5 protein-coding genes are annotated in these 13,207 nt (G+C 71.6%); 1 reads left to right on the forward strand and 4 read right to left on the reverse strand.

Features of this window, described 5'->3' with window-relative positions; all coding sequences use genetic code 11:
- Window positions 1-218: 218 nt before the first annotated feature.
- Window positions 219-1,274 carry an alpha/beta hydrolase gene (locus ACWGJO_RS18165; protein WP_452184909.1) on the reverse strand — a complete coding sequence of 352 codons (1,056 nt, stop codon included), beginning with the start codon at window positions 1,272-1,274 and terminating at the stop codon, window positions 219-221.
- Between the two features lie 396 nt (window positions 1,275-1,670).
- Here ACWGJO_RS18165 and ACWGJO_RS18170 point away from each other — a divergent pair, with 396 nt between their 5' ends.
- Window positions 1,671-2,414, forward strand: a complete 744-nt coding sequence (locus ACWGJO_RS18170; protein ID WP_452184911.1) for an SDR family oxidoreductase — start codon at window positions 1,671-1,673, stop codon at window positions 2,412-2,414.
- A 94-nt stretch (window positions 2,415-2,508) separates the two neighbouring features.
- Here the strand turns inward: ACWGJO_RS18170 and ACWGJO_RS18175 are convergent, their stop codons facing one another.
- The 3 genes from ACWGJO_RS18175 to pulA all read right to left on the reverse strand — a co-directional run bounded on the left by ACWGJO_RS18175 (window position 2,509) and on the right by pulA (window position 12,927).
- A complete protein-coding gene (locus ACWGJO_RS18175) occupies window positions 2,509-4,284 on the reverse strand; it encodes a carbohydrate-binding module family 20 domain-containing protein (protein ID WP_452184913.1) in 1,776 nt (591 codons plus the stop codon).
- A gap of 222 nt (window positions 4,285-4,506) precedes the next feature.
- The gene (locus ACWGJO_RS18180; RefSeq protein ID WP_452184915.1) at window positions 4,507-6,834 is read right to left on the reverse strand and encodes a M4 family metallopeptidase; all 2,328 of its coding nucleotides are present in this window, start codon (window positions 6,832-6,834) and stop codon (window positions 4,507-4,509) included.
- A gap of 570 nt (window positions 6,835-7,404) precedes the next feature.
- Window positions 7,405-12,927 (reverse strand): pullulanase-type alpha-1,6-glucosidase, encoded by a 5,523-nt coding sequence (pulA, locus tag ACWGJO_RS18185; RefSeq protein ID WP_452184917.1) that lies wholly within the window; start codon window positions 12,925-12,927, stop codon window positions 7,405-7,407.
- Window positions 12,928-13,207: the final 280 nt, after the last annotated feature.

The following is a 13,207-nucleotide window of genomic DNA, read 5'->3' on the forward strand; positions in this document are numbered from 1 at the left end:
GTCCGATTGACGCGCAGGTCACGGGCCTGCGGACGGGCGGCACGACCTGCCCGGAGCCGCCGGAAAGCAGGACCGCCGGCGTCGGGAGCGCGAACGCGTCCCGGCACCGGCGGTACGGGTGAGAGCAGTGCGGCAGTCCGAGCAGTGCGGCAGCAGCACGGGCCGTGCGGGCAGTGCGGCAGCAGCACTGGCAGTGCGGGCAGCCGAAGGGCGGGCCCTCAGTCGGCCGCCGGCCCCGCCAGGTGGGCGGAGAGCCACACCAGGGTGTCCGGGATCATCTTCTTGAAGTCCGAGGTCAGGTGCTTGCCGCCGGGCTGCTCGTGGTACTGGAGGCTCACCGGCGGGACCGCCTTGTCCACCCAGCTCTTGACCACCTTGGTCTCGTACGGGTTGGCACCGCCCGCGGTCACGAGCATGCTCACCTCGGCCTTGCCCTGGGCGACCAGCACGTCCGGGTTGTTGGCGGCCCGCTCCGCGTCGTGGCCCTTCCACAGCCCCGAGTCCGGGATGAAGTAGCCGTCGATCGGCACCGCGGCCTTGTAGACCTGCGGGTACTGGAGGGCGAGCTTGGCACTGCAGAAGCCGCCGGTGGAGGCGCCCATGACGCCCCAGCCGTCGCGGCCCTTCACGGTGCGGAAGTTGGCGCGGACGAAGTCCGGGAGGTCCTCGGCCATCCAGGTGGCCATCTTGGGCTGGCCCGGGATGTCGGAGCAGTCCAGCGCGTTCTTCTCGTCGCTGTTGAAGTTCTGCACCGGCATGATCATGATGAACGGGTGGGACTTGCCCTCCTTGACCAGCCGCTCGTTCTCCTCCTGGATCGGCAGCTGGTTGTCGGTCCAGGTGTTGTAGCCGTTGCTCTGGCCGCCCGCGAACAGGGTCAGCACCGGGAAGCCGGTCTTGGCGAACTTGGGGTCGTTGTACTCGGGCGGCAGCCAGACCCAGACCTGGCCGGTGACGCCGGACTTGGCGCCGGTCACCTTGGTCATCATGATCGGGCCGGCGCCGGTGTCCCGGGACTTGTTGAGGGCGGCGGCGGGCCCGGTGGGCATCAGCACCTTGCCGGAGGAGGCCGCGGTGGCGGTGCCGGTCGCGGCCGGGCCGGTGCCGCCGGCGCTCGGGCTGCCCGCCGAGCTGCTGCCGCCGGCCGGGGTTGCGTTCTTGGCGCTGTCCCCCTTCCCACCGCCGGAACTCCCGCAGGCCGCGAGCGAGGCGGCCAGGGCGAGCACGGCGGCACCGGACAGGACGGCGCGGGAACGGGACGACTGCCTAAGCACGGTGAGGACTCTCCGACCGATGTCGCGCCCGGTCCGTCTGACCGGGCGGCGGCCCCCCGGTGGGGCCGGACAGACCGGGGGCACAGCGCTGGCGCGTCCCCCGGAGCGATGGCGCGCCGCCCCTCGCGGGGGTGCGCCTTCCTGCGATCTTATGACGTGGGCCCGGGTGGCCCGGTTGCGCGGTGGCCACCGGAAATCCAATGTTTGTTCGCGATCGGGTAAAGGCCTTCACCGCTCCCCCCGGTCGGCGGGGGTCGGATGGCGGGGGTGGCCGCCGGGCTCCCGCCGAGCCGTCCGGATTTCGGCGGCTTTGACCAGTGACGGCGGGCCGCCGGTCCGCGACGATCTCCAGGGCACGCCCAGGGCCGACCGGAAACAGTCATCGAGGAGGGTGCCATGAACCAGCGGATCGCCGTCGTCACCGGAGCCGGGAGCGGCGTCGGCCGCGCCGTGGCGGTCGAACTGGCCGCGGACGGCTGGCGGACGGTGCTGGCCGGCCGGCGGCCCGGACCGCTGCGGGAGACCGCCCGGCTCTGCGCCGCCCCGGCCGACGTGGTGCCGGCCGACGTCACCGACCCGGAGGCGGTGGACGCGCTGTTCGCCGCGGCCGCCGGGCGTCACGGCCGGGTGGATCTGCTGTTCAACAACGCCGGCGCCTTCGGCCCGGCCGTCCCGCTGGAGGAGCTGTCGGTCGAGGACTGGCGGGCCGTCGTCGACCTCAATCTGACCGGCGCCTTCCTCTGTGCCCGGGCCGCGTTCCGGCAGATGAAGGCGCAGGACCCGCGGGGCGGCCGGATCATCAACAACGGTTCGGTCTCCGCGCACGTCCCGCGCCCGCACTCGATCGCCTACACCGCGACCAAGCACGCCGTCACCGGCCTGACCAAGTCGCTTTCGCTGGACGGCCGCCCGTACCGGATCGCCTGCGGGCAGATCGACATCGGCAACGCGGCGACCGACATGACGGCGGCGATGGGCGCGGGCGTGCGTCAGGCGGACGGCCGGATCGCCCCCGAGCCGACCATGGACGTGGCCGACGTGGCACGCACCGTGCGGCACATGGCCGGGCTGCCGCTGGAGGCCAATGTGCAGTTCGCCACCGTGCTGGCGACGGCCATGCCGTACATCGGGCGGGGGTGACGGACGGCCGCGCCGCCCGCCTCCCGGCCGCCCTCGTGGGGGATCCCCGCCGGAACGGGCCGACGGGGATCCGGGACGGGCCGGGGCCCGCGGCTCACGGCCGCCAGGTGTCGTTCAGCGCGACGGTCCCGCCCGAGGGCACCGTCGCCGTCCGGTTGGCGCCGGACTCCCAGGTGACCGCACCGCTCGCGTCCTTGCGGACGTACTTGTACTGGAAGGACGTGCCGGCCGGCAGAGACAGCGCCAGCGACCAGACCGGGTAGCCGGCCGAGGAGAGCGGCAGGGCCTTCGCCGGGTCCCAGGCGCCGAGCGCCGCGGCGTCGCCGACGACGTAGATGTTCTGCCCGACCGAGGTGGTCGCGTTGACGTTGAACGAGGCGCCGGAGACGCTCGCGCCGGACTGGACGTACAGCGCGACCGCGTCGCCGGCACCGACCGTCGCGGTGAACTGCCCGTTGGCGCCCACCTGGTACGTCGGGCCGGTGCAGCCGCCGCCGGACTGCGGGTCGCCGTGCTGGACGTCGCAGTAGGTGCCGGCCGGCAGCCCGGTCTGGAAGGTCCGGGTGATCGCGCCGCCCTCGTGGTTGATCGCGACGTAGCCCTTGTTGCCGCGTCCGAAGGCGATCGCGTTGCCGCCGTTGGACCACCAGTCGGTCACTCCGGTGCCCGCCACCGCGTTGCGGAAGCCCACCATGTTGGCGACCTGCCGCCAGGCGTGGGTGCAGTTCCAGCCGTCCTGGTAGCAGGCGTTGACGGTGCCGCCGTTCGGCGGGCCGTCGTCCTTGTTGGCGAAGGAGTAGCCGGAGTGGACGTTGGGGGCGCCGTACGGCGAGGCCAGCAGGAAGACGTTGGCCAGCGTGTAGGTGTTGCCGTAGGTGTAGTTGAGGGTGGAGCCGTTGCGCTCGGTGTCCCAGTTGTCGACGAAGGCGCGCGCCTGCCCGCTCGGCAGGTAGCCCCAGGAGGCGCCCCAGCCGCTGAGGTTGGCGAGCTTGTCGGTGGTGAACATCCGCTTGAGGTCCGTGCCGACCCGGAACTCGTCCACGTCGCCGGTGCCGGTGTACTCGGTGGGCTGGACCGGCTCGCCGGCGCCGTAGATGACCTCCTGGACCCAGTAGGCCGCGGGGTTGGCCATCCTGGCCTTGATCGCCGCGAGGTCGGCGGCGGCGATGTGCTTGGCGGCGTCGATCCGGTAGCCGTCGACGCCGAGCGAGGCGAGGTCGTCCAGGTAGTGCGCGATGGTGGTCTGGACGTACGCGCTGCCGGTGTTCAGGTCGGAGAGGTTCTCCAGCTCGCAGTTCTGGACGTTGCCGCGGTCCTGGTAGTTGGTGATCGGCTGGCGGCAGGTGTGGAAGTCCTGGTCCTGGTACGTGCCGGGGTAGGTGTACTTGGTGTACGCGGTACCGCCGGTGCCGGTGCCGGACCCCGCCGACATGTGGTTGACCACCGCGTCGGCGATCACCTTGACGCCGGCCGCGTGGCAGGCGGCGACCATGTTCTTGAAGGACGTGCGGTCGCCGAGCCGTCCGGCGATCCGGTAGCTGACCGGCTGGTAGGAGGTCCACCACTGCGCGCCCTGGATGTGCTCCTGCGGCGGGGAGACCTCGACGAAGCCGTAGCCCTTGGGGCCGAGGGTGGAGGTGCAGGCCTGGGCGACGGAGTCGAAGCGCCACTCGAAGAGGGTGGCGGTGACGTCCTTGCCGTTGTTGGCCGGCGGGGCGGCCTGGGCGGCGGGGGCGCCCAGGGAGGTGCCGAGCGAGAGCGCGAGCGCCGCCGAGGCGGCGAGCGCACCGGCCGCGCGGGCGGGCCGGCGGGTGGGCCTGGGGGTCCTCCCGGCCGGAGGCCGGGGGAGGGTGGGGGCGGTGGTGACCACGTCGTCTCCTGAGGGGGGGGCTGGGGGGGGGCAGCCGGAGGTGAAGCCTGCAGGAAGTTTCTGCAACTTGCCGGAAACTTGCAGCGCCGAACCTAGAGGCGCCCGCGAGGGCCGTCAAGACCTCGGCCGAAACCCCTGACAGCACGACAAGGGCCCGGCGGCCGTAGCCGCCGGGCCCCTCACCTGTCCTGGTTCACCGGCCCTTCAGGAGCCGGCCCGGGGTCAGCCGGTCTGGACGGAGGTGTCGTCGATCACGAAGCTGGTCTGGAGCGAGGCGTCCTCGGTCCCGGCGAACTTCACGGTGACCGTCTGGCCCGCGTAGGCCGACAGGTCGAAGGTGCGCTGCTGGTAGCCGGCCGCGGCGTCCACGTTGGAGTAGGTCTTCAGCGCGGTGCCGTTGACCGAGACGGTCAGCTTGTCGTACGCGGTGCTGCCCGACTCGGCGGTGTCGATGTGCAGCCAGAAGCTCAGCGTCGCCTTGCAGCCCGACGGGATGCTCACCGTCTGCGACAGCGAGTCCGAGTGGGTCGAGCCGTAGCCGTTCATCCACGCCTTCCAGGAGCCGCCGTGGGCCGCCTGCGAGGAGCTGTTGTCCACCACGCCGCTGGACGCCGTCCACGGGGTGGCGGTGCCCGTCTCGAAGCCCGCGTTGCCCAGCAGCTGCGCCGGGGTGCAGCTGCCGCCACCGGTGGAGACGGTCCAGGTGAAGCTGGTGCTGCCGGTCTTGCCGGCCGCGTCCTTCGCCGTGACGGTCACGTTGTAGGTGCCCGCGGTGGAGGCGGTACCGGTGATCGCGCCGGAGGAGGAGATCGACAGCCCGGTGGGCAGGCCGGTCGCGGTGTAGGTCAGCGGGGCGGTGCCGCCGGTGGCGCTGACCTGGAGGTTCACCGCACCGCCGACGGCGGTGGACTGGTTGCCCGGGTTGGTGACGGTGACGCCGCCGCTGGGCGCGGTGCCGACGTTGACGCCCGCCCAGGCGGTGCTGACCGCGGTCAGCTCGGCGCTGCCGGCGCCGTACAGGTCGGTGGCCGCCTTCTCCGTCGCGATGCGCGCCGCGGCGTAGTTGGTGCTGGAGGTCATGTAGGTGGTCAGCGCGCGGTACCAGACGGCCGCGGCCTTGTCCCGGCCGATGCCGGTGACCGAGATGTTGCCCTGGGTCGGCGAGTCGTAGCTGACGCCGTTGATGACCTTCGCGCCGCTGCCCTCGGACAGCAGGTAGAAGAAGTGGTTGGCGACGCCGGAGGAGTAGTGGACGTCCTTGTTGCCGACGGTGGAGGACCAGTAGTCGGCCGAGGCACCGTCCTTGGACGGCTTGTCCATGTAGCGCAGCGGGGTGCCGTCGCCGTTGATGTTGATCAACTCACCGATCAGGTAATCGGGGTTGTCGGTGGGGATGTTGGCGGAGAACTCGACCATGGTGCCGAAGATGTCCGAGGTGGCCTCGTTGAGGCCGCCGGACTCGCCCGAGTAGGTCAGGTTGGCGGTGGCCGCGGTGACGCCGTGGCTCATCTCGTGGCCCGCGACGTCCAGCTCGGTGAGCGGCGCGGTGTTGTTGCTGCCGTCGCCGTACGTCATGCAGAAGCAGGAGTCGTCCCAGAACGCGTTCACGTAGTTGTTGCCGTAGTGGACGCGGCTGTAGGCGCCGACACCGTCGTTGCGGATGCCGTTGCGGCCGAAGGTGTTCTTGTAGTAGTCCCAGGTGGCCGCGACGCCGAAGTGGGCGTCGACCGCGGCGGACTCGCCGTTGTTGACGGTGCCGTCGCCCCAGGTGTCGGTCGCCTTGCTGTACAGCGTGCCGGTGCCCGAGGTCCCGTGGTTCAGGTTGGTGGTGTACATCCCACCGCGGGTGGTGTCCTTCATCTGGAACGTCGAGCCCGACTGGGTCGTGCCGATGGTGACGTTGCCGACGAAGACGCCCTTGCCGGAGCCGGTCTCGATGCCGTCCCACTGCTGGATGACCTGGCCGCTGGTGGCGTCGGTGACGACGTGCATCTTGCTCGGGGTGCCGTCCGACTTGGTGGAGGAGACGACGGTCTCCCAGGCCAGACGGGGGCTGTTGTCCCCGGCCCAGACCACCAGGCGCGGCGCGGTGTCGACCGCGGTGCCCGACTCGGCGGCGAGCGCGGCGCTCTGCGCGGCCGGCGCGGCCAGCTTCGGCGTGGTGCTCACACCGCTCAGCGAGGCGGTGCTGGCCCGGTCAACGCTCTTGGTCGCACCGGTGGGCGCCTGGTGCACCACCAGGTCCCCACCCAGGACGGGCAGTCCGTCGAGGGTGCGCTCGTACCGCAGGTGGCGGGTGCCGTCCGCGTCCTGGATGACGTCCCTGGTGACCAGCTTCTCGGTGCCGCTCAGGCCCAGGGTCTGGGCGAGGGAGGCGGTCTGCTGGTTCGCGACGGAGATCAGCTGGGCGCGGCTCGCCTGCTGGGCCGCGACGGCGGCCGGCGCGTCCGGCGTGGCCGCCTGGGCGATCACCGGTATGCCGGTGACCAGCAGCGCGGTGGAGGCGGCCATGACAACCGCCGCCTTCCGGGCGTGAGCGTAACGGGACATGCGGACTCCTTTTCCGACCGGCGCTGGGTCGCGCACGGTGGAGAGAAACCTGGGCCGCGGTTGCGGCGCAGTGGGGGCCCCCGCCGGGTGCGACGGGAGTGCGGATGCGTTGCTCACAACTCGTTTGCAGGGTCGGGACGCGCTGCACCTGAACTGGAACAGCTGCACCGGGGGGTGGGGTCCCCTCGTCTACAGCCGGGGGAATCGTGGCAGCTACCGAGCGGTTAATGACAGATGCATGCCACGGATTGGCCGATTCATTACCGAAACCGTATGCAGGACGGTTCGTCAGTTGTGTTACCCCGTGGCGAACTCGTGAACACGGTTTTCATGCTCCGGACAAAGTTCGATCACTGCCGACGGTCGGTGACCAGCACTCAGGGCCGCTTCTCCCCGCGGAGAGCGGCCGCCGGCGCCCGGCAGACCCGGCACATCACAGTTCAGGCCGTGCTATCAACGGTTTCCGGCCATTGTGCGTCCGGAACGGAACCTTGCCGTCCCCGAACCGGAGCCGGGCCCCGCACCACCTGAACAGTGGTACGGAGCCCGGGAGTTGTCGCAGTGTACGAATCAGTGTTGGACGAACACCGCCACGGTGCGGCCCGGCACGGTGAAGGTGCCGGTCGCGGCGTCGAAGCCGGACCGCTGCACCACCCGGTCCGCCCCGCCCGCCTGGACGGGGTGCAGCGCCTGGCCGGTGCCCCGCAGGGCCGGCACGGTCTGCGCCTGCGCCGCGGGGGTGGCGTTGAAGACCACCGTGATGCCCTTCTCCGCCCCCGGCAGCCCGGTGCCGTCCAGGTGCAGGGTGATCACCCCGGGCGTCTCACCGGCGGTGCCGGAGAGCGGGTAGGAGAGCCGCTGCTGGACGGCGGCCAGGCTCGGCAGCGAGAACAGCGGCGAGGACCGCTTGATCCGCAGGAACTCCTGATACTGCGCCGAGGCCGCCCGGATGTCGGCCGCCCCCACCGTCAGCTTCGGGTTCGCCAGCAGGGACCGCGCGGCCGTCCACTGCTCCTGGTTGTCCTTCGCCATCGGCAGGCCGCGGCCCCAGCCGTTGCCGTCCGCGGCGTCCCAGTGGATCGCGTTGAACCAGTCCCCCGAGTCGTAGGAGTTGGAGTCGAGCGACTTGGAGCGCAGCAGGTCGCTGCCGGCCTGGGCGAAGCCCGCGCCCTGGGTGAGCGCGGTCAGCGAGAGCGCGAGCGCCTGCATCCGGGCCCGGTCGGCGGGCGCGGTGCCGGTCGGCAGCTTGTACGCGAGGGCGTCGAAGAGGTCGGTGTTGTCGTGGGCGTCCACGTACTCCACCGCCTCGCCGGGCTTCGCCGCGTACCCGGTCGGGGCGCCGTTGTAGTCGACCTGGGCGCCGGTGACGGACTTTCCGGAGCTGTCGGTGAAGGAGTAGCCGGCCAGGTTGCCGGTCAGCCCGACCTTCAGCTGGTCCATCCCGTGCAGCAGCCGGGCCCTCTGCTCCTCCGGGGTGCCGTTCGCGGCCGAGCCGTTCGGGTCCGTGAACAGGCCCGAGGCGAAGCCCTGCTGCGGGGCGGAGTTCAGCATGAAGTTGCCGCCGCGGGCGGCGTCCCGGATCCGGTCGTCGAAGGTGGCGATGCCGGTGCCGGCCATGTTGGCCTGGGTGGCCTGCTCGAACCGGGCGTTGTCGGCGACCGCGCCGAAGTTCCAGCCCTCGCCGTACAGGAAGACGTTCTTCCCGTCCACGCCGTCCGAGTCCGGCGTCATCCTCCGCAGCGCGGACTGCACGTCCAGCATGGTGGACTTCGGGTCCAGGCCCATCAGGTCGAAGCGGAAGCCGTCCACCTTGTACTCGCGCGCCCACAGCGTCACCGAGTCGACCACCAGCCGGTTCATCATGGCGTGCTCGGGCGCGGTGTCGGCGCAGCAGCTGTCCGTCGTCACCTTGCCGTCGGCGTCGAGCCGCTGGTAGTAGCCGGGGACCACCTTGTCCAGCACCGAGTGCTCGGCCTGGCCCGCGGCCGCGGTGTGGTTGTAGACCACGTCGAGCACCACCCGCAGCCCGGCCGCGTGCATCGCCTGCACCATCTGCCGGAACTGCACGGTGCGCGCCGTCCCCCCGGGGTCGGTGGCGTAGGAGCCCTCCGGCACGTTGTAGTGCAGCGGGTCGTAGCCCCAGTTGTACGCGTCGTCGGCGGCGACGGCCGCCACGCACTCCTGCTGCTTCGGGCCTTCCGGGGGAAGGGACTTGAGGTCGCAGGCCGGCAGCTTCTGGTCGGCCCGGTTCTCCCGGACGGTGGCGATGTCGAAGGTCGGCAGCAGGTGGATCGTGGTCACCCCGGCGTCGGCGAGCTCCCGCAGGTGCCGCATGCCGGCCGAGTTCGACTCGGTGAACGCCAGGTAGGTGCCGCGCTCGGCGGCCGGGACGGTGGGGTCCTCCACCGAGAAGTCCCGGACGTGCAGCTCCTGGATCTGCTGCTGCGCGGGCGGGACGGCCTGCGGGCGGGCGTGGTCGTCCCAGCCCGCGGGCTTGAGCTCCTTGGCGTCGAGGTCGGCGACCAGGCTGCGCCGGGAGTCGGTGGACAGTGCCACCGAGTACGGGTCGGTGACGGTGTTGACCACCAGCTGCTGGGTCGAGGGAGCCCAGACCTTCACCTGGTACAGGTAGTACTTGCCGTCCAGCTCGCGCTTGTCACGGACGACTTCCCACACCCCGGTCTCGTCGTCGAGCTTCAGCGGCAGCGTCTTCGGGGTGCCCCCGGTGGCGCTGTCGAAGACCTGGACGGAAACCTCCTGCGCGGTCGGCGCCCACAGCGACAGCGCCACCTTGCCGTTGTAGTGGGCCGGCCCGAAGTCCACCTTGCCGGTCCGCCCGGCGTACAGGTCGTCCAGCACGCCCGGGATCTGCACCCCGGTGGCGGCCAGGACGGCGCCGCTGGGCAGGTGTTCGGTGAACAGCAGCTGGCCGCGCAGCGCGGCCGGGACGCGGGCGGCGTCCCGGCCGTCCACGGTGAAGGCCCGGTAGCCCGCCAGGTGCGGGTACTTCGCCTTCTGGGCGTCGGTCGGCCCGCCCTTGACCGGGGTGAGCCGCAGCCACTGGCCGGGCTTGGTCAGCACGCCCTTGTCGGCCTTGATGCCGCCGGCCGGGTCGTACACCAGCTGGGCGCTGGTGCCGCCGGCCAGGGCCTCGTCGCCCGCGCCGTAGTTCGCCGGGACGAGGACGGTCCTCGCGTCGATCCACTGGGCCTTGGCCCCGGTGAGGTCGATCTGCGCGGAGGCGGCCGGGTTCTGCGGCAGCAGGTAGCCCTCGCGGCCGCCGAGGATCCAGACCTCCTTGCCGTTGACGGCGAGGTCCAGCGACTGGTCGGCGGGCAGGTCCTTGTCGTTGCCCTTGTGCAGGATGTAGCTGAGGCTGGTCGCCCCGGGGGCCAGCGGCACCTCGAAGACGGCGCCGAAGGCGTCGCGGCGCACCGGCGCCAGCGGCTTGCCCCAGTCGGTCGGGGTGGCCGCGCCGGTCCAGTCGTGCAGTCCCCAGCCGTCGTAGTCGCCGTCGGCCCGGTTGTAGTGGATGACGGCGGTGTTCGCGGGCTGGGTGTTGCCCGGGCCGGGGTCGGCGGTGCGCACGGCCGGGTCGCCCTGCTTGAGCCACACCTCCCCGGTGCTGCCGACGTCGAGGTGCCGGTCGGCGTCGACGTCCTTGACGCCGTCCTTCTCCACGACGAACCCGACGTCCGAGGCGCCGGGCTTCAGCCGCACGTAGGCGAAGGCGCCGTACGCGTCCCGCCCGGTGAAGGGGTGCCCGGCCGGCCACGGGGTGGCCTCGCCGTCGGCGAGGTCGCCCCAGGCGTAGAGGTTCCAGCCGTCGTAGTCGCCGTCCGGCCGGTTGTAGTGGACGACGGCGTACGGGCGGGAGCCCGCGGTGGGCGCCGGCTTCGGTGCGGGGGCGCCGGTGGTGAAGCTCCCGGTGGCGGAGCGCAGGTGGCCGCCGGGGTCCTGCACGACGGCCTTGTAGCGGACCACCGTGCCGGGGGCGACGGCGCCGAGGTCCTGGGTGACCTTGTACACGCCGTTGTCGGCCGTGCCGAGGGTCTGCCAGGGCCCGTTGCCGACCTGGGCGGCGAAGCTCACCCGGTCGAAGCCACCGCCGTCGACCTTCGCACCGACCGTGACGAGTCCGCTCGAACCGTCCGCCGGCGGCTGCACCGCGAGCTGCGGAGCCGGGCCGACGGCCGCGAGCCGGGCGCCCGCCTTGAACACCACGGAGGACAGCGCCGGCACGGTGACGGTCACCTTGCGGTCGGCACCGCTGGTGATCCGGTCCCCCGCGGACGGGTAGATCAGGTCGAAGCCCGTTCCGGCCGAGAAGGTGTCCAGGGTGACGGTCTTCGCCTCGGCGGCGTTGTTGACCGCGACCAGGTACTCGACCTGCTGCCCGGCGTCGATCCGGGAGAAGGCGTACACGCCCGCGCCGTCGGCGGCGTACCGCTCGACCTGGGCGCCGTCGGCCAGTGCCGGGTTGTCCCGGCGCAGCCGGGCCAGCCCGGCGATGCCCTGGTAGAGCTCGCCGCCCTGCCCGTAGCGGTCGGCCGGGCCGGAGGGTCCGCCGAGCACCCGGTCGCCGTTGTAGGAGGCCGTCTTCGAGGCGAACAGGTCCTGCCGGGCGTCCTTGTCGCCGCCCGCGCCGGTGAAGCCCTGCTCGTCGCCGTAGTAGACGACGGGCTGGCCGCGGGTGAGGAACTGCAGCTCGTTGCCGAGCCGGTCCTTCTTCAGCAGCGTGGCGTCGTCGGCGCCCGGGTTGTCGGCGAGCAGGAAGGAGCCGAAGCGGCCCATGTCGTGGTTGCCGAGGAAGGTCGGCAGCTCGTACGCGTCGGTGTCGGCGCCGGTGTAGCGGTAGTCCTGGCCGTAGACGTCGGCGAGGCCGCGCGCCGAGCCGCCCTGGGAGACGTAGGAGCGGGCCGCGCCCTGGAACGGGAAGTCCAGGGTGGCCTGGAGCCTGCCCTTGGTGACGTACGGCGAGGTGACCGCCGGGTCTCCGGAGTAGACCTCGCCGAACATGAAGAACTTCTTGTTGCCCTGCTTGGCGGCGAAGTCCTTGAGCGCGGGCGCCCACTGCTGCCAGAAGGCCATGTTGACGTGCTTGACGGTGTCGATCCGGAAGCCGTCCACGCCGGCGTCCCTGACCCACTGCTGGTAGACCTTCTCGAAGCCCTTCACCACCTTGGGGTTCTGGGTGTCGAGGTCGTCCAGGCCGCTGAAGTCGCCCTCGGTGGCGGACTCGCCGACGAAGGTCGAGTCGCCCCGGTTGTGGTAGAGCGCCGGGTCGTTGAGCCAGGACGGGGTCTTGGCCCCGGCGTCGGCCGGGGAGCGGAAGACCGGGGTGTAGGGGAAGGAGTCCTTGGTGGTCCGCGGCCAGGGGGCTCCCGCGTCGGCGACGGCGGTCTCGTCCACCGGGTTCCCGTCCGCGTCGAGCGTCGGGTAGGCGCCGGCGGAGCGGTAGCCGTACTGCTTCTCGGCGTAGTCGACGACGTCGGCGGTGTGGTTGGTGATGACGTCGAAGAAGACCTTGATGCCGCGGGCGTGCGCCTTGGCTATCAGCTCCTTGAGCTGCTCGTTGGTGCCGAAGTGCGGGTCGACCTGGGTGAAGTCGGTGATCCAGTAGCCGTGGTACCCGGCCGAGGCGTCGGCCCCGCTGCCCTGCACGGGCTTGTTCTTGAAGATCGGGGCCATCCAGATCGCGGTGGTGCCGAGGTTCTGGACGTAGTCGAGCCGCTGGATCAGCCCGGCGAGGTCGCCGCCGTGGTAGAAGCCCTTGTCGGCGGGGTCGAAGCCGTTCTCCAGCCGCCCGCCGGTGATGCCTCCGCTGTCGTTGGCGGCGTCGCCGTTGGCGAAGCGGTCGGGCAGGACGAAGTAGAACTGTTCGCGGGTGAGGTCGTGCCGCCCGGCGGTGGCCGCCAGCGCGGCGTCCGAGGGCGGGGCCGGCGGGGCGGCGGCGAAAGCCGCGGGGGCGCCGCCGAGGGTGGCGGCGGTCAGTGCGGCGGCCAGCAGGACGGCGGTGCGGCCCGGCGGTCTGCGGCGGCCGGTGGTTCGTCGGGCGGTGCTCCGTCGGGGACGGAGCGGGGCATCGGCCACTGAGGGCTCCCTTAGGGGAAGGGGCGATCGATTTTCCCAGGAAGCTAGCGGCCTGCAATATGTTTCAGCAAGATGCTGAAACCGTTTCGTGGCCGGGAAATTCCAGTTGGGCGACCGTCTCCGACCACCCCGATTACTTCCTCGGAGCGACGGGCGTGACAATGGGACGTATGTCCGTCCCACCGGTACGCACCGAACCCCAGAGCACCCCCTACCCCGGTGGGCGCCGGCCCCTAGCCCTCAAGGGGGACAGCCGGTGAAGAATCCACTTCCAGAGGAT

This window comes from Kitasatospora sp. NPDC054795, assembly GCF_053611565.1.

What these genes read in the sequence shown, in the direction of transcription:
- ACWGJO_RS18170 (WP_452184911.1), top strand. Translation starts at nt 1,671, where the DNA reads ATGAACCAGCGGATCGCCGTCGTCACCGGAGCCGGGAGCGGCGTCGGC.
- ACWGJO_RS18180 (WP_452184915.1), bottom strand. Translation starts at nt 6,834, where the DNA reads ATGTCCCGTTACGCTCACGCCCGGAAGGCGGCGGTTGTCATGGCCGCC.